At 70.6% G+C, this 16,145-nt stretch carries 15 protein-coding genes; 11 read left to right on the top strand and 4 right to left on the bottom strand.

What is annotated here, in order from left to right; all coding sequences use genetic code 11:
• Positions 1-13: 13 nt before the first annotated feature.
• Positions 14-796 (bottom strand): 3-hydroxybutyrate dehydrogenase, encoded by a 783-nt coding sequence (locus ABZ795_RS15250; protein WP_357530776.1) that lies wholly within the window; start codon positions 794-796, stop codon positions 14-16.
• A gap of 203 nt (positions 797-999) precedes the next feature.
• Between ABZ795_RS15250 and ruvC the strand changes: the two genes are divergently transcribed.
• The 8 genes from ruvC (at position 1,000) to ABZ795_RS15210 (ending at position 10,483) form a co-directional block, all read left to right on the top strand.
• Complete coding sequence (gene ruvC / locus ABZ795_RS15245) at positions 1,000-1,527, top strand: crossover junction endodeoxyribonuclease RuvC (RefSeq protein WP_327026794.1); 528 nt, start codon at positions 1,000-1,002, stop codon at positions 1,525-1,527.
• Positions 1,524-2,126: a Holliday junction branch migration protein RuvA gene (gene ruvA, locus ABZ795_RS15240; RefSeq protein WP_357530775.1), complete on the top strand. Its 603-nt coding sequence runs from the start codon at positions 1,524-1,526 to the stop codon at positions 2,124-2,126. Before ruvC ends, ruvA begins: the two co-directional genes overlap by 4 nt.
• A gap of 112 nt (positions 2,127-2,238) precedes the next feature.
• A complete protein-coding gene (gene ruvB, locus ABZ795_RS15235) occupies positions 2,239-3,309 on the top strand; it encodes a Holliday junction branch migration DNA helicase RuvB (RefSeq protein ID WP_357530774.1) in 1,071 nt (356 codons plus the stop codon).
• 136 nt (positions 3,310-3,445) lie between these two features.
• Positions 3,446-3,784 (top strand): preprotein translocase subunit YajC, encoded by a 339-nt coding sequence (gene yajC, locus ABZ795_RS15230; RefSeq protein ID WP_327026791.1) that lies wholly within the window; start codon positions 3,446-3,448, stop codon positions 3,782-3,784.
• A gap of 285 nt (positions 3,785-4,069) precedes the next feature.
• Positions 4,070-5,965, top strand: coding sequence for a protein translocase subunit SecD (gene secD, locus ABZ795_RS15225; RefSeq protein WP_357530773.1), 1,896 nt, complete (start codon positions 4,070-4,072; stop codon positions 5,963-5,965).
• 1 nt (position 5,966) lies between these two features.
• Positions 5,967-7,163 (top strand): protein translocase subunit SecF, encoded by a 1,197-nt coding sequence (secF, locus tag ABZ795_RS15220; RefSeq protein WP_357530772.1) that lies wholly within the window; start codon positions 5,967-5,969, stop codon positions 7,161-7,163.
• Positions 7,164-7,269: 106 nt separating this feature from the next.
• Positions 7,270-7,836, top strand: a complete 567-nt coding sequence (locus ABZ795_RS15215; protein WP_327026788.1) for an adenine phosphoribosyltransferase — start codon at positions 7,270-7,272, stop codon at positions 7,834-7,836.
• Between the two features lie 196 nt (positions 7,837-8,032).
• Positions 8,033-10,483 carry a bifunctional (p)ppGpp synthetase/guanosine-3',5'-bis(diphosphate) 3'-pyrophosphohydrolase gene (locus ABZ795_RS15210; RefSeq protein WP_357530878.1) on the top strand — a complete coding sequence of 817 codons (2,451 nt, stop codon included), beginning with the start codon at positions 8,033-8,035 and terminating at the stop codon, positions 10,481-10,483.
• A 243-nt stretch (positions 10,484-10,726) separates the two neighbouring features.
• Here ABZ795_RS15210 and ABZ795_RS15205 read toward each other — a convergent pair whose 3' ends face one another.
• Positions 10,727-11,554, bottom strand: coding sequence for a peptidylprolyl isomerase (locus ABZ795_RS15205; protein ID WP_357530771.1), 828 nt, complete (start codon positions 11,552-11,554; stop codon positions 10,727-10,729).
• 47 nt (positions 11,555-11,601) lie between these two features.
• Entirely contained in the window at positions 11,602-12,504 is a 903-nt protein-coding gene (locus ABZ795_RS15200; RefSeq protein WP_357530770.1) for a peptidylprolyl isomerase, read from the bottom strand.
• 246 nt (positions 12,505-12,750) lie between these two features.
• Between ABZ795_RS15200 and ABZ795_RS15195 the strand changes: the two genes are divergently transcribed.
• Together ABZ795_RS15195 and hisS are read left to right on the top strand one after the other, a co-directional pair.
• On the top strand, positions 12,751-13,470 hold the full coding sequence (locus tag ABZ795_RS15195) for an MBL fold metallo-hydrolase (protein WP_357530769.1): 720 nt from the start codon (positions 12,751-12,753) through the stop codon (positions 13,468-13,470).
• Positions 13,471-13,524: 54 nt separating this feature from the next.
• Positions 13,525-14,853 (top strand): histidine--tRNA ligase, encoded by a 1,329-nt coding sequence (gene hisS / locus ABZ795_RS15190; RefSeq protein ID WP_357530768.1) that lies wholly within the window; start codon positions 13,525-13,527, stop codon positions 14,851-14,853.
• A gap of 97 nt (positions 14,854-14,950) precedes the next feature.
• On the opposite strand, the gene ABZ795_RS15185 is transcribed toward hisS, so the two are convergent.
• Positions 14,951-15,469 carry a PaaI family thioesterase gene (locus ABZ795_RS15185; protein ID WP_327026783.1) on the bottom strand — a complete coding sequence of 173 codons (519 nt, stop codon included), beginning with the start codon at positions 15,467-15,469 and terminating at the stop codon, positions 14,951-14,953.
• Positions 15,470-15,523: 54 nt separating this feature from the next.
• Here ABZ795_RS15185 and ABZ795_RS15180 point away from each other — a divergent pair, with 54 nt between their 5' ends.
• Positions 15,524-15,994 (top strand): helix-turn-helix domain-containing protein, encoded by a 471-nt coding sequence (locus ABZ795_RS15180; protein WP_327026782.1) that lies wholly within the window; start codon positions 15,524-15,526, stop codon positions 15,992-15,994.
• Positions 15,995-16,145: the final 151 nt, after the last annotated feature.

Raw genomic sequence — 16,145 nt, 5'->3', positions numbered from 1 at the left:
GTGCGGGGGGCCACTAGTTCGCCGTCCAGCCCCCGTCGAGCGCGATCGAGGTGCCGGTGAGGAAGGCCGCCGGGGGTGCGCACAGGTAGGCCAGCAGCTCCGCCACCTCCTCCGGTTCGATCAGGCGTTTGATCGCGGCCCGAGCCAGCATGATCTTCTCGATCACCTCGTGCTCCGGGATGCCGTGGGTGGCGGCCTGGTCGGCGATCTGACCCTCCACCAGGGCGGTACGCACGTAGGCGGGGTTGATGCAGTTGGCGGTGACCCCGTGCGCCGCCCCCTCCAGGGCCACCACCTTGGACAGTCCCTCCAGGGCATGTTTGGCCGCGACGTACGCCGCCTTGTAGGGCGAGGCGCGCAGCCCGTGCACCGAGGAGATGTTGACGATCCGACCCCAGCCCCGGGCGTACATGTGCGGCAGGGCCCGCCGGATCAACAGGAACGGCGCCTCGACCATCACCCGCTGGAGGTACTCGAAGCGTTCCGCCGGAAACTCCTGCACGGGGGCGACGTGCTGGAGGCCGGCGTTGTTGACCACGATGTCCACCTCGGCGTCGAGCCGCTCCACCTCGGCGACGTCCGCCAGGTCCAGTCCGACGGCCCGCCCGCCGGCCTCGGTCGCCACCACCTGGGCCGCCTCGGCGTTGCGGTCGACCACCAGCACCTCGGCGCCGGCCGCGGCCAGCCGCAGGGCGCAGGCCCGACCGATGCCGCTGCCGCCACCGGTCACCAGCGCGGTGCGGCCGGTGAGGTCGACGTTCACGACGTGGGGGAGCGCCACGGGTTCTGCCGTCATGGCGCATGAAACTACGAGCTGTACGGCCGAGGGCACATGGCGGCGCAGCACATACTCCGGTGGGATCAGGTGGCCCACGGATACATCTCGGGGCGGGTGAGGTCGCCGCCTGAGGCGGTGCCGCGTGTCCCGGGGCGCGGCCGGGAGACGGCATCGGTAGGGTGTCGAACACACGTACTGCTCGACGGCTGGGAGGGGGAGGCGTGCGGGTGCTCGGCGTCGACCCGGGGCTCACCCGGTGCGGGGTCGGCGTGGTCGAGGGGGTGCCCGGACGTCCCTGCACCCTGGTGGCCTACTACGTGATCTACACCGATCCGGCCGACGAACTGCCGACCCGCCTGCTGCACCTGGACCGGTCGCTGACCGACCTGGTGGCCGAGCACCGGCCGGACAGCGTGGCCGTGGAGCGGGTGTTCAGCCAGCACAACGTGCGTACGGTGATGGGCACCGCGCAGGCCAGCGGGATCGCCGTACTCGCCGGGGCCCGGGCCGGGCTGCCGGTGCAGACGTACACCCCCAGTGAGGTCAAGGCGGCCGTGACCGGTTCCGGTCAGGCCGACAAGGCGCAGATGACGGCCATGGTGACCCGGCTGCTGCGGCTGCCCGAGCCACCCCGCCCGGCCGACGCCGCGGACGCCCTGGCCCTGGCCATCTGTCACGTGTGGCGGGGTGGTACCCGTTCCAAGCTGGCCGCCGCCGCGGACCGGGCGAGACGAGGAGGAGCGAGATGATCGCCAGTGTGCGTGGCGTGGTGACCGCCACCGGCCCGGATCACGCGGTGATCGAGGTCGGCGGGGTCGGCCTGGCCGTGCAGTGCGCCCCGGGCACCATCGCCGACCTGCGCGTCGGCCAGCAGGCCCGACTGGCCACCAGCCTGGTCGTCCGGGAGGACTCGCTGACCCTCTACGGCTTCGCCGACGACGACGCGAAGTCCCTGTTCGAGCTCTTGCAGACCGCCAGTGGGGTGGGCCCCCGCCTGGCCCAGGCGGTGCTGGCCGTGCACACCCCGGACGCGGTACGCAAGGCCATCGCCAACGCCGACACGGCCGCCCTGACCCGGGTTCCCGGCATCGGGAAGAAGGGGGCCGAACGGCTGGTGCTGGAGCTGCGGGACCGGATCGGCCCGGTGGCCGTGGGCGCCGACGGCGCGGCCGGGGTCACCGGTGGTGCCTGGCCGGAGCAGGTCCGCCAGGCGTTGATCGGCCTGGGTTGGACGGCCGGCCAGGCCGACCAGGCGGTGGCCGCGGTGGCGGAGACCGTGGACGGGGCCACCCCGCCGGTGCCGGTGCTGCTCAAGCAGGCCATCCGACTGCTGGGCCGCACCCGATGAGCGCGAGGAGTGAGCCGGGTTTGCGAGCCCCGCAGTCGCGAATGAAGATGATCCGGTGCGCGAGGAGTGAGCCGGGTTTGCCGGCCCCGCAGTCGCGAATGAAGATGATCCCGTGACCGGCCCCGACGGCGGCCTGGTCTCGGCGTACGTCAACGAGGCCGAGCGGGACGCGGAGGTCAGCGTCCGGCCCAAGCGCCTGGACGACTTCATCGCCCAGCATCGGGTCCGTGACCAGCTCGATCTGCTGTTGCAGGGGGCCATGCGGCGCGGTTCGCCGCCGGATCACATCCTGCTGTCCGGCCCGCCCGGCCTTGGCAAGACCACCCTGGCCAACATCGTCGCCGCGGAGCTGGGCTCCGGCATCCGGGTGACCAGCGGGCCGGCGATCGAGCGCTCCGGTGACCTGGCCGCGATCCTGACCAGCCTCGCCGAGGGGGACGTGCTCTTCATCGACGAGATCCACCGCATCGCCAAACCCGCGGAGGAGCTGCTCTACAGCGCGATGGAGGACTTCCGGGTCGACGTGGTGGTCGGCAAGGGTCCCGGGGCCACCGCCATCCCGTTGGACGTCGAGCCGTTCACCCTGGTCGGCGCGACCACCCGGTCCGGTCTGCTGACCGGCCCGATGCGCGACCGGTTCGGCTTCGTCGCCCACCTGGACTTCTACTCCCCGGCCGACCTGGAGATCCTGCTGCACCGCTCGGCGCGCATCCTCGGCGTACCGATCACCGAGGAGGGGGCCGTCGAGATCGCCGGCCGGTCCCGGGGCACCCCCCGGATCGCCAACCGCCTGCTGCGCCGGGTGCGCGACTACGCCGAGGTACGCGCCGACGGAGTGGTCACCCTGGATACCGCCCGGGCCGCATTGACGGTCTACGATGTGGATGCGCTCGGGCTGGACCGGCTGGACCGAGCGGTGCTCACCGCGCTTGTCGACTCGTTCCGGGGCGGTCCGGTCGGCCTGTCCACCCTCGCGGTGGCGGTGGGGGAGCAGCCGGACACGGTGGAGGAGGTGTGCGAGCCGTTCCTGGTGCGGGCGGGACTGCTGGCCCGTACGCCGCGGGGCCGGGTGGCCACCGAGGCCGCTTGGCGGCACCTTGGCCGTACTCCGCCAAATGGTACATTTGCTGCTGAAGCTCCCCTCGCGCCCGATCTGTTTTCCGTGGACACGGGGGAGCCGTGATCTGTTCGTGATCTGCGGCGCGTTCGGCGTTCCCAGATACAGCGACTAGACTCGCCGCGGTCTGTACAGGATGTGAAAATCCGCCTCCGCTCCGGCGCCACGTGCCGGATCGGGGCTAATGGGAAGGTCGACAACCGTGTTTCACGCAGCAGAAGGCGGCGGAGCGGGTAACTTCACCCCGATCCTCATGATCGCGCTGCTCTTCGGCGTCATGTACTTCATGATGATCCGCCCCCAGCAGAAGCGCCGCCGCGAGGCCGAGGCGATGCAGACCGGTCTCTCCGTCGGCGACGAGGTGGTGACCATCGGCGGGCTGTACGGCACGGTCTCCGGAGTCGAGGACGACAGCGTCCTGCTCGAGGTCGCCCCCGGAGTGCAGACCCGGTACGCCCGACCCGCGATCGCCCGTGTGGTGACCAAGGCGGAGCGTGCCACTGAGCCAGCGGCCGAGGAGACCGACGCCGTCAAGGAGTGAGCACCGCACCCACCTGGTCTGCCGGTGCCCCGGCACGACCAGGTGGGAGAACACCCGCCGCGTCCCCGGCGGGTGGCCGCCGCCGCGGCGGCGCCGACAACTGAATAGCAGGCCGACGCCGGGCGTCGGCGCGCCGGCTCGCCTCCGGTCCACGCGCCCGCGTCGACCACCCCAGGCGGCGGCGTCAGCCCCGGACGCCGTCGGAAGGCAGATCGTCGGCCGGGAGACCGGCAGACCCGCCGTCGCGCCTGCGGCGGCGCGACCGTACAGGGAGACAAGACAGCCGTGGCACCACCTCAGGGACAGATGCGCCCGGGACGGCAGTTGGCCGTACTGGGCGGCATCTTCGTCGTCCTCTATCTTTTGGTGTTCTTTGCGGGCGGTGCCAGCGGAGGCTGGAAGGACCGGCTCGAACCCCGCCTCGGTCTTGACCTCGTCGGTGGTACCCGGCTGACGTTGGAGGCGACGAACACCCTCGACGGTCGGGCCCCGACGGCGGACAACCTCGAACAGGCCCGCCAGATCATCGAGAGCCGGGTCAACGCCTACGGCGTGGCCGAGGCCGAGGTGGTCACCGAAGGCGACCGCAACATCGTCGTCTCCCTGCCCGGCGAGAACCGCGACCTGACCGAGATCGGTAGCGCCGCCGAGCTGCGCTTCCGCAAGGTCCTGAAGATCGTGGACGGCAGCGGTGCCCTTCCGGCACCGGCACCCGCCCCGTCCGAGGACGCGGAGCCCGCGGCCACCCCGAGCCCCTCCGGCAGCACCAGCCCCACCCCGAACGCCGAGGCCAGCGCCTCGCCGTCCGGCGGTCAGGGCGGCGGTGCCCCCACCCCGGACCCCTCGCAGAGCCCGAGCGCCGCCCCGTCGCCGAGCGCCAGCCCGTCGTCGGACGCCGGCGAGGAGCCGGCGCCGCAGACCCTGGAGGAGCAGCGCAAGGCCGTCGAGGAGAAGGTCGGCGCGGAGGCCTGGGCCGCCGCGAGCGGGCTGCAGGCCCCGGCCGACTTCAGCGCCGATCCGTCGCTGGCCGAGAAGCTCAAGCCCTTCGCCGAGCTGACCGGCCGTGAGGTCGCGGTGCTCCCGACCCAGATGCAGTTCAACGTGCCGACCATCGGCTGCCTTCAGCTCGACGACCGGCCCCCGGCGTCCATCTCCGCCCCGGACCAGCAGGTCGTCGCCTGTGAGGGCGGCTACGCCAAGAACCTGCTGGACCAGGCCAAGGTGCTCGGTACCGACGTCGACTCGGCCGCCGCGGTGCGCGACCAGACCAGCCAGTGGGTGGTCAGCCTGGACTTCACCCGCGACGGCCAGGAGAAGTGGACCGCGCTGACCCGCGAGGCCTTCAACAACGAGGGCCAGGCCTGCGACCCTTCCGCACTCGGTGACGAGGGCCGCTGCCGGGTGGCCGTGGTGCTGGACAACGCGATCATCTCCTCGCCGCAGATCCAGGGGGTGCTCACCGGCAACTCCCAGATCACCGGCAACTTCAGCAACGCCGAGGCCAGCGAGCTGGCCGGCTACCTGAACTACGGCGCCCTGCCGGTCACCTTCGAGGCGCAGGAGCAGCAGAACGTCACCGCCACCCTGGGCGCCAGCTACCTGCGGGCCGGTCTGCTCGCGGCCGGCATCGGCATGCTGCTGGTCATCATCTACTCGTTCTTCTACTACCGACTGCTCGGCTCGGTGATCTTCGCCAGCCTGGTGCTGTCGGCCCTGCTGCTCTTCGGCGCCCTGGTGGTGCTGGGCCGGCAGATCGGCTTCACCCTCACCCTCGCCGGCATCTCCGGCATCATCGTCTCGCTAGGTGTGGCGGCGGACTCCTTCGTCATCTACTTCGAGCGATTGAAGGACGAGATTCGCGAGGGCCGCAACCCGCGCAGCGCGGTCTCCCGTGCATGGGTCCGCGCCCGCCGTACGATCATCTCGGCGAACGCCATCACGATCATGTCGGCGGTGGTCCTCTACATCGTCTCGGTCGGTGCGGTCAAGGGATTCGCCTTCGCCCTGGGTCTGGCCACCGTGCTGGACCTGGTCGTGGTCTTCCTCTTCCGGCACCCGATGATGACGATGCTCGCCCGGAGCCGGGCGTTCCTGTCCCCGCGGGTCAGTGGTCTCGGCCGGGTGCTACCGGCCAAGACGGAGCAGCCCCAGTCCCGCAACCCGCGTGTCAAGGAGGCCTGAGATGGCTGCTGAGAGCTCTCTGGCAAGCCGCCTCTACCGGGGCGACGCCGGCCTCAACGTCGTCGGCCGGCGCAAGATGTGGTTCACCGCGGCGGCCGTCCTGGTGCTGATCGCGTTGGGCAGCATCCTCATCAAGGGGTTCAACCCGGGCATCGAGTTCGCCGGCGGCAACTCGTTCCAGATCCCCACCAGTGTGGGCACCATGCAGCAGGCCGAAATCACCGCGGGCGAGTCGTTGAGCACCGAGGGTGCCCACGTGGTCACCGCCCAGCAGGTCGGTGGGGCCGGTGGCTCCTTCTACGAGCTGCGGACCACCCAGCTCGACCAGACGCAGGCCGAGACCGTTCGGCTCGACATGGCCGAGCGGTTCGGCATCGACCCGAACGAGATCAGCGCCAACCGGGTCAGCGAGGCATGGGGAAGCCAGGTGACCAACCGGGCCGTGCTCGGTCTGGTCATCTTCATCGCCCTGGTGACGGTCTACCTGGTTATGCGCTTCGAGTGGCAGATGGCGGCCGCGGCCATCTTCTCCCTGCTGACGAACCTGGCGCTCACCGCCGGCATCTACTCGATCGTCGGCTTCGAGGTCACCCCGTCGACGATCATCGGTTTCCTCACCATTCTGGGCTTCGCGCTCTATGACGTGGTGGTGGTCTTCGACAAGGTGCAGGAGAACGCCAAGGGCATCACCGCGAGCAACAACCAGACCTACGGCGAGGCGGCCAACCTGGCCGTCAACCAGAGCCTCATGCGCTCGGTCAACACCTCCGTGGTGGCCCTGCTGCCGGTCGGCGGCATCCTCTTCATCGGTGCCGGCCTGCTCGGTGCGGGCACCCTGAAGGACCTGGGTCTGGTGCTGTTCGTCGGTATGGCGATGGCGTTCGTCACCTCGATCACCCTGGCCACCCCGCTGCTGGTGGTGCTGAAGAACCGCGACCCGCGGATCCAGGCGCACAACAAGCGGGTGGAGGCCCGCCGGGCCAACCCGGTGCCGGTCAAGGAGACCCGCAGCAAGGCGGCTCCGGCCGCTGCGGCCGAGCGGGAGGACGAGGAGCCGGTACCGGCGCAGGTCGATGTGGCTCTGGCCGGTGCGGCAGCCCCGAAGGTGGGTGCCCGTCCGGCCGGCAAGCGCTCCGGCGGGGCACGCGGTGGGCGGCCCGGCGGGGGCAACCGCCCGGGTGGCGCAAAGCGACGCTGAGCGACCCTCGGGTACACCCGGTAGGAACTGATCCGGCGGCGTCCGGCATGCTGTGCGAGCAGAATGCCGGACGCCGTCGGCGTCATGGAAGGGGAGCGCAGCTACCGTGACGGAGACCCACAGCAGCGGGGTACGGGGAGACTTCGGCCCGGAGGTGGCCCAGCTGGTCGCCGGCCGGGTGCTCGACGTGCCCGACTTCCCCAAGCCCGGTGTGATGTTCAAGGACCTCATGCCGTTGTTCGCCGACGGTGCGGCCTTCCGTGAGGTGATCGACGGGATCGTCGCGTACCACGGACCGGAGTCCTTCGACACCGTGGTCGGCATCGAGGCCCGGGGCTTCGTCGTCGCCGCGGCCATCGCGTACGCCACCGGGGTAGGGGTGGTGCCGGTCCGCAAGGCCGGCAAGCTTCCCCGCCCCGCGTACGCCGCCTCCTATGCCCTGGAGTACGGCGAGGCCACCCTGGAAGTGCACCAGGACGCCTTCACCGCCGGCCATCGGGTCCTGGTGGTGGACGACGTACTGGCCACCGGGGGGACCGCCGCGGCGACCCTGGATCTGGTGGAACGGGCCGGTGGCACGGTGTCCGGGTTCACCGTGCTGCTGGAGTTGGCCTTCCTCAAGGGGCGGGAGCGGCTGGCGCCGCGTACCGTCCATGCCCTGTTGACCGTTTGAGGTCCGACCGCCACCGGGCGGAGTCGGCACGGTCCGTCCGGCGGAGCGGCAGGGCACTGCGGGTGCGGGTAGCATTGCCCATTGCTGACCGGACGGTGACCCCGTCCGAGCGGCACGAGACAAGGCCGGCCGGCGCACGGTCGGTTCGTTCCGGCGAGCGGTGAGGAGGCCGGTGTCCCACGATGTCGCCCCTCCGGTGGAGGGCACGGTGCACCCGACAGGCGACGCGGACGGCTCGGTGACCGATCGCAACAGCGCCGCTGCGGCGCCGGGCGGCGGGCCCGCCACGGTGCTGCCCGCCGGCGATGTGGCCCGAACGGGTGTCGGAGCCGAGGTGGCACCGGTCGACCCCGTTGTCGACTCCCCGCCGAGCAGTGGCTTCGCCCTGTCCAACGCGCCCACCGGGCGGCGGGTCCGGGCCCGGCTGGCCCGGTTCAACGCCCCCTGGCAGTCCTCTCAGGTCAGCGAGGTTCTTGAGCCTCTGATCTCCTCCCATCGGGAGAATCACCCCAAGGCTGACGCGCGGCTGTTGCAGCGCGCCTTCGATACCGCGGCCCGCTGGCACTCCGGTCAGTACCGCAAGTCCGGCGACCCGTACATCACCCATCCCCTGGCGGTGGCCACCATCCTGGCCAACCTGGGCATGGACACCACCACCCTGGTCGCCGCGCTGCTGCACGACACCATCGAGGACACCGAGTACACCCTCGACCAGATGCGTGCCGACTTCGGTGGCGAGGTCGCCCTGCTGGTCGACGGGGTCACCAAGCTGGACAAGGTCAAGCTCGGTGACGCGGCCAAGGCGGAGACCATCCGCAAGATGGTCGTGGCCATGGCCAAGGACCCCCGGGTCCTGGTGATCAAGCTGGCCGACCGGCTGCACAACATGCGTACCCTGACCTTTCTGCCCCGGCCCAAGCAGGAGCAGAAGGCCAAGGAGACCCTGGAGATCCTGGCGCCGCTGGCGCACCGCCTCGGTATGAACACCATCAAGTGGGAGCTGGAGGATCTGGCCTTCGGCACCCTGTTCCCGAAGCGGTTCGAGGAGATCAACCGGCTGATCGGGGAGCACCAGCCGCAGCGGGAGGCGTTGCTGCGGCAGGTGACCCAGAAGGTGCAGACCGACCTGAAGGCCGCCAAGATCAAGGCGGAGACCACCGGTCGGCCGAAGCACCTGTACTCGATCTACCAGAAGATGATCGTGCGGGGTCGGGACTTCAACGACATCTACGACCTGGTGGGTGTGCGGATCCTGGTCGACACGGTACGGGACTGCTACGCGGCGTTGGGGGTCATCCACGCCAACTGGCAGCCGGTGCCGGGCCGGTTCAAGGACTACATCGCCATGCCCAAGTTCAACATGTACCAGTCGTTGCACACCACGGTGATCGGCCCGACCGGCAAGCCGGTGGAGATGCAGATCCGCACGTACGCGATGCACCGCACAGCGGAGTTCGGCATCGCGGCGCACTGGAAGTACAAGGAACACAAGGGCACCCAGATCGTCGGCCCACCGGCGCACATCGACGAGATGACCTGGCTGCGGCAGCTGCTGGACTGGCAGCGGGAGGCCGCCGACCCGAGCGAGTTCCTGGACGCGCTGCGGTTCGACCTGTCCAGCCAGGAGGTGTACGTCTTCACCCCCAAGGGCGACGTCATCCCCCTGCCTACCGGGTCCACCCCGGTGGACTTCGCCTACGCGGTGCACACCGAGGTCGGGCACAAGTGCATCGGCGCGCGGGTCAACGGCAAGCTGGTGCCGTTGGAGTCGACCCTGTCCAACGGCGACGTGATCGAAATCTTCACCTCGAAGTCCGAGACCGCCGGCCCGACGCAGGACTGGCTGGGCTTCGTCAAGAGCCCCCGGGCGCGGACGAAGATCCGGCAGTACTTCAACAAGGAGCGTCGCGAGGAGGCGATCGAGGAGGGCAAGGACGCGATCGTCAAGGCGATGCGTAAGCAGGGCATGCCTCTGCAGCGGATGCTCACCTCCGACAACCTGATGGCGATCGCCCGGGACCTGCACCTGGCCGACGTGGCCTCGCTGTACGCGGCCGTCGGCGACAGCCAGGTCTCCGCCCAGTCGGTGGTGCAGAAGCTGATGGCCACCTACGGCGGGGAGGAGGGCGCGGCCGAGGACATCGCCGAGACCGCCGTGGCCACCCGGCCGCCGCGCAGCCGGGTCTCCAGCCACGACCCGGGTGTGGTCGTACGCGGGGTCAGCGACGTCTGGATCAAACTGGCCCGCTGCTGCACCCCGGTGCCCCCGGACTCGGTCTTCGGCTTCGTCACCCGCTCCGGCGGGGTCAGCGTGCACCGCGACGACTGCGCCAACGCCGAGGACCTGCGCGCCCAGGGGGAACGGGTGGTCGAGGTGAGTTGGAAGCTCACCTCCGCCTCGACCTTCCTGGTGGCCATCCAGGTGGAGGCCCTCGACCGGCACAAGCTGCTGGCCGACGTCACCCGGGTGCTCTCCGAGGAACGGGTCAACATCCTCTCCGCCACGGTCACCACCACCCGGGACCGGGTGGCGGTCAGCCGGTTCAGCTTCGAGATGGCCGACCCCAAGCACCTGGGTCACCTGCTCGCCGCCGTACGCAAGGTAGACGGCGTCTTCGACGCCTACCGCGTAACCTCCGGCTCCTAACCCACCCACCCTTCCACCGCACCCCGCCCACGCCCTGCGTCGGGCGGGACTGTGCGTCGAGCGAGCTCTGTGTCGGGCGAGCTCTGCGGCGATCTTGCACTTTCCGTCGCCGCATATGGGGATGAATGCCGAATAAGGGCGACACAAAGTGCAAGATCGCGGGTGCGGGTGCGGGTGCGGGTGCGGGATGCGGAAGCGCCCGCCGGCTCCAGCCGGCGGGCGCTTCGAGGTGTGGGGCTTGGGTCAGCTCATCGTCAGGTCGGTGATGACGACTTCCTTCTTGGGGTGGCCGCCCCCGGCCTGCTGGGCGAAGGCACCGTCGTCGCCGGCCTTGGCGACGTCCTCGACGATGTCCATGCCGCTGGTGATGGTGCCGAGCACAGTGTAGTTCGGGTCCAGCGGCGAATCACCGTAGACGATGAAGAACTGGCTGCCGCTGCTGGCCGGCTGGCCCGAGTTGGCCATCGCGATGACACCCGCAGGGTACGGCGGGCGCTTGTCGGTCGGCAGGTTCTCCTCGGCCATCCGGTAGCTGGGGCCGCCGGTGCCGTCGCTGTCCCGCCAGCCCTCGCCGGTGGCGCTAGGGTCGCCGCACTGAAGGACCTTGATGCCCTCGGTCACCAGGCGGTGGCACTTGGTGTTGTCGAAGAAGTTCTGCTCGGCCAGGTGGATGAAGCTGCCCGAGGTGCAGGGCACCGCCGACCGGTCGATCCGGGCGGTGATCGGACCGAGGTTGGTGGTGATCGTCATGGTCTGGCTGCCGACCTTGCTCTGCTCGACCGGCGGCAGGCCGACGTCCTTGGTCGTCGGGGACCGCTCACCGGCCAGAAGCTCGACCCAGTCACACTGCACCGTGTCCGCGCTCTGGGCGGTGGTGTCGGTGCCGCTGTCGTCGCCGATCAGGCTGGTGGCCAGCCAGACCGTGCCGGCGACCACCAGCAGCAGGACCACGCCGCCGCCCACGACCGCCTGGGTCTGCCGGCGCTTGCGGGCCCGGGCGGCCCGCTCGGCCATCTCCTTCTCGAGCCGGGCGCGGGCCGCCGCGCGCTGCCGCTCTCTGGTGGACGTCACGCCTCGATCCTCCTGGACTGTCTGTGGATGCCGCTGCCCGTCGTGGGTCAGCCGGCGTTCGGGCTGGCCTCTGGTGAACCGGAGACCGCCGGGCTCGGCGTACCCGTGGGGTCGGTGGGCGATGCCGGGTCCAGCACCGGCTCACCGACGGTCAGGCTCTGGATGACCACGTCATCGTTCTCCGGCTTGACCTTCTCCCCGGCCCCATTGTCCACCGTCGGCAGGGCACCGATCTTCTCCACCACGTCGAGGCCCCCGGTCACCCGCCCGATGATCGGGTACGCCGGCTCGTGGCTGATGACGTCCTTGAAGAAGATCAGGAACTGGCTGCTGTTGGCACCCGGCGGGTTGGAGATCATCGCCACCGTGCCCTTGGGGTACGTCGGCGGCTCGGTGGCCGGGGCCGGGCTGCTCTCCGGGGCGGTGGGGACGTTCTCGCTGTAGAAGGAGTACGCCGGACCGCCGAGCCCGGTGCCGCTCGGGTCACCGCAGCGCACCGCCCCCTCGGCGGTGATCTCGTGGCACTTGGTGTTGTCGTAGAACGACTGGCTCGCCAGGTGGGCGATGCTCGCGGCGGCACACGGGGCCTTGGCGAGATCCAACTCGATGCTGATCGGTGCGCCCTGGTTGGTGGTCACCGTCATGGGGCGGGTGCCGGTGGTCGGCAGACCGGTGGTGGCCGGCTCGCCGACCTCCTTGAGGTTGCTGTTGCCCTGGGTGTTCTGCGGGGTCCACAGGCAGATCTCCGGGCTGGCGGTGTCCTCGGTCGTTTCCCGGTCGAACGCGCCCAGCGCCCAGGCTGAGCCGACGACGACGAGGACGAGGATCAGGGCGGTGCCGACCCCGGCGCGAATCTGTCGGCGCCGTTTGACGACGGCGGCCCGACGAGCCATCTGCCGGTCGAGCTTGGCCCGCGCGAGTTTGCGCTGCCGGTCCCTGCTGGAAGCCACCCGTGCTCCCCTTCCTCTACCCTGGTTGTCAGCCGCTGGTGCGCGTACCCGTCGGGCGGCGGGTGCGCCACGCCACACGCCCGCCAGAGTGTACGGGTACTGGCTGGAAAAGTCGTGTACGAGGTCCGTGCGCGGGCTGATCGTGACCTGGTTCGTCCCGATGGGCTGCTGGGGCGGCGGCGGAAATGGGCGAGACGGGCCGGTTAGGCTGCGGTCGACGGACAGTTCGATGAAAGAGGAGCGGACGTGCTCGTAGCCGGCTTTCCCGCGGACGCCTTCGGCACCAACTGCTACGTGGTCGCCACCGGGCCGGGGGAGCAGTGCGTGGTGGTCGACCCCGGCATCGGGGTGGTCGACCGGCTGGACGCGCTACTGGCAGAGCATCGCCTGCATCCGGCCGCGGTGCTGCTCACCCACGGCCACCTGGACCACACCTTCTCGGTGGCGCCGGTCTGCGGGGCGCGGGGGATCACCGCCTACGTGCACCCGGGGGACCGGGAGATGCTGGCCGATCCGGCCAAGGGCCTGTCGATGGACCTGAGCCAGTTGTTCGGCGGGCGGCTGCCGTACGCCGAACCGGAGGACGTGGCCGAGTTGGCCGACGGTACGACGCTCGCCCTCGCCGGGTTGGAGATCACCGTCGACCACGCGCCCGGCCATACCGGGGGGTCGGTGCTGTTCCGGTTGCCCGGTGCCGGTTCGCCCTGGGAGGCCGAGCAGCTCTGCCTCTCCGGTGACGTGCTGTTCGCCGGTTCGATCGGCCGCACCGACCTGCCGGGCGGCAGTATGCCGACGATGCTCACCAGTCTGCGGGACAAGATCCTTCCGCTGGCCGACGACACCGTCGTACTGCCGGGCCACGGCCCCGCGACCACCATCGGCCGCGAACGCGCCACCAACCCGTACCTCGCCGAGGTGGCCGGGATGGGCGGCGGGCGACCGGCGGCCCCCACCCGCGGCCTGTAGCGGCCGCTGCCACGCTCACCCGCGCGGACCGTGCGGGTTTCCGAACGGAGCATCATGAGCAAGCCCACGCCCATCTCCGGCTTCCCGGAGTGGACGCCCGCCCAGCGGATGATCGAGCAGTACGTCCTGGACCGGATCCGGTCGACCTTCGAGCTGTACGGCTTCGCCCCGCTGGAGACCCGGGCGGTCGAGCCGCTGGACCAGTTGCTGCGCAAGGGGGAGACCTCCAAGGAGGTCTACGTGATCCGCCGGCTGCAGGGGGATCCGGAGGGCCCCTCCGGCGACGACACCCTGGGGCTGCACTTCGACCTGACCGTGCCGTTCGCCCGGTACGTGCTGGAGAACGCCGGCAAGCTGAACTTCCCTTTCCGGCGGTACCAGATCCAGAAGGTGTGGCGGGGCGAGCGCCCGCAGGAGGGGCGCTACCGGGAGTTCCTCCAGGCCGACATCGACATCGTCGACCGGGACATTCTGGCGCCGCACCACGAGGCGGAGATGCCGCTGGTCATCGGCGACGCGCTGCGTTCGCTGCCGATCCCGCCGGTGCGCATCCAGGTCAACAACCGCAAGATCTGCGAGGGCTTCTACCGGGGCATCGGGCTGACCGACCCGGAGGCGGCGCTGCGCGCGGTCGACAAGCTCGACAAGATCGGCCCGGCCGGGGTGACGGAGCTGCTGGCGACCACGGCCGGGGCCAGCGAGGCGCAGGCCAAGGCGGTGCTGGCGCTGGCCGAGATCTCCGCGCCGGACCCCTCCTTCGCCGACGCGGTGCGCGGGCTGGGGGTCAGCGACCCGCTGCTGGAGGAGGGGGTCGAGGAGCTGGTCCGGGTGGTGGAGACCGCCGCCGCGCACTCGCCCGGCCTCTGCGTGGCCGACCTGCGCATCGCCCGGGGCCTGGACTACTACACCGGCACGGTCTACGAGACCCAGATGATCGGGTACGAGCGCTTCGGCTCGATCTGCTCCGGCGGCCGGTACGACAACCTGGCCAGCGCCGGCAACGTCCGGTTCCCCGGGGTGGGCATCTCCATCGGGGTGACCCGGCTGCTCGGCCTGCTCTTCGGCGCCGATGCCCTGTCGGTGTCCCGGTCGGTGCCCACCTGTGTGCTGGTCGCGGTGACCAGCGAGGAGCACCGTGGCGCCAGCAACCGGGTCGCCGAGGCGCTGCGCTCGCGGGGCATCCCCACGGAGGTCTCGCCGAGCGCGGCGAAGTTCGGCAAGCAGATCCGGTACGCCGAGCGGCGCGGCATCCCGTACGTCTGGTTCCCCGGCACGGACGGCGCCCCGGACGAGGTCAAGGACATCCGCTCCGGCGACCAGGTAGCCGCAGCGGCAGGGGAGTGGACCCCACCCCAGGCCGACCTCAAGCCGCTGATCGGCTGACCGGGCTGGCTGTGCCCGTACCCCGGTGAAGCCCCGGGCGTGGTCGTCGCTGGCTCTGGCGACGACCACGCCGGGGTGCCTGCGGTGCTGCGGTTCGTCAGGCGGCGGGAGGCTCCAGGGGCATCAGCAGGCAACTGGAGGTGGCGTGGGCGACCAGGCGGTCCCGCCCGTCGGTGAGCCGGGCCTCGGCCAGGGCGGTACGGCGGCCCTGCTGGAGCACCGTCCCCTCGCAGCGCAGCATGCCGGAGTCCACGGTCACCGGGCGGAGGAACTTCACGTTCAGGTCGAGGGTGGTGTAGCCGATGCCGGCCGGCAGGGTGCTGTGCACGGCGCAGGCGGCGGCGGTGTCCAGCAGCGTCGAGATGACCCCGCCGTGCACCGTGCCCAGGGGGTTGTAGTGGAACTCCTGCGGCTCCAGTTCGACCACCACCCGCCCCTCCTCGGCGGTCATGCTGGCCATGTCGATCAGGCGCATCACCGGCGGGGCGGCCAGTTCACCGGCGACCATGGCGCGGAGCAGGTCCAGCCCGCTGCGCCGGCCGATCTGCGCGGCGTTGATGCTCGGGTCGGACCACGAGAAGGTGCGGCTGCGCGTCGCATCCTGCGTCTGCGTCATGGACTCAGCCTGGCAGCGGTTGCTGAGTCTGTCAACGAGACTTAGCCTGGTGGGATGAGACCCGCCGCGTTGGACTGGTCGGTGGACAACTGCACGGTCGCCCGCGCCATGGAGATCCTCGGCGAGAAGTGGACCCTGGTGGTGTTGCGTGAGGTGTTCAACGGCATCCGACGCTTCGACGACATGCGGGTGCGGACAGGAATCCCCCGGCAGGTGCTGACCAACCGGCTGACCGGCCTGGTCGAGCAGGGCGTGCTACGCCGGGAGCCGTACCAGGAGCCGGGCAGTCGGATCCGCCACGAGTACCGGCTCACCCCCAAGGGCTTCGACCTGTGGCCGGTGCTGGTCGCCGTCCTGGCCTGGGGTGACCGCTACCTGGCCGATCCGGAGGGGTCCCCGCTGAGCGTCGGCCACCGCGACTGCGGCGCCGAGGTCCACGCGGAACTCCACTGCACCGCGGGCCACCCCGTAACCGACCCCCGCGACCTCATCCCCCGCCCCGGCCCCGGCGCCCACCCCCGCTAGCAGCCCACCCGCCCGTTACGCAGGCCTCCCGCCCGCGCGGCCCCGCCCGCCCCGCGCCCGTCGACGCTTCTATAGGTGGGCCGGTTCCGGGAGGAGTTGGTATCGGTAGGTTCGATGTCGGTGAGCTACGAGTGACTCATGCAAGATCTGG

It is taken from the genome of Micromonospora sp. NPDC047134 (assembly GCF_040643455.1).
GTDB lineage: Bacteria > Actinomycetota > Actinomycetes > Mycobacteriales > Micromonosporaceae > Micromonospora.
The sequence above is the reverse complement of the archived record's forward strand: the minus strand, read 5'-3'. Positions and strand labels throughout refer to the sequence as shown.

What these genes read in the sequence shown, in the direction of transcription:
- ABZ795_RS15180 (WP_327026782.1), top strand. Translation starts at nt 15,524, where the DNA reads ATGAGACCCGCCGCGTTGGACTGGTCGGTGGACAACTGCACGGTCGCC.
- ruvA (WP_357530775.1), top strand. Translation starts at nt 1,524, where the DNA reads ATGATCGCCAGTGTGCGTGGCGTGGTGACCGCCACCGGCCCGGATCAC.
- hisS (WP_357530768.1), top strand. Translation starts at nt 13,525, where the DNA reads ATGAGCAAGCCCACGCCCATCTCCGGCTTCCCGGAGTGGACGCCCGCC.
- ABZ795_RS15250 (WP_357530776.1), bottom strand. Translation starts at nt 796, where the DNA reads ATGACGGCAGAACCCGTGGCGCTCCCCCACGTCGTGAACGTCGACCTC.
- secF (WP_357530772.1), top strand. Translation starts at nt 5,967, where the DNA reads ATGGCTGCTGAGAGCTCTCTGGCAAGCCGCCTCTACCGGGGCGACGCC.
- ABZ795_RS15185 (WP_327026783.1), bottom strand. Translation starts at nt 15,469, where the DNA reads ATGACGCAGACGCAGGATGCGACGCGCAGCCGCACCTTCTCGTGGTCC.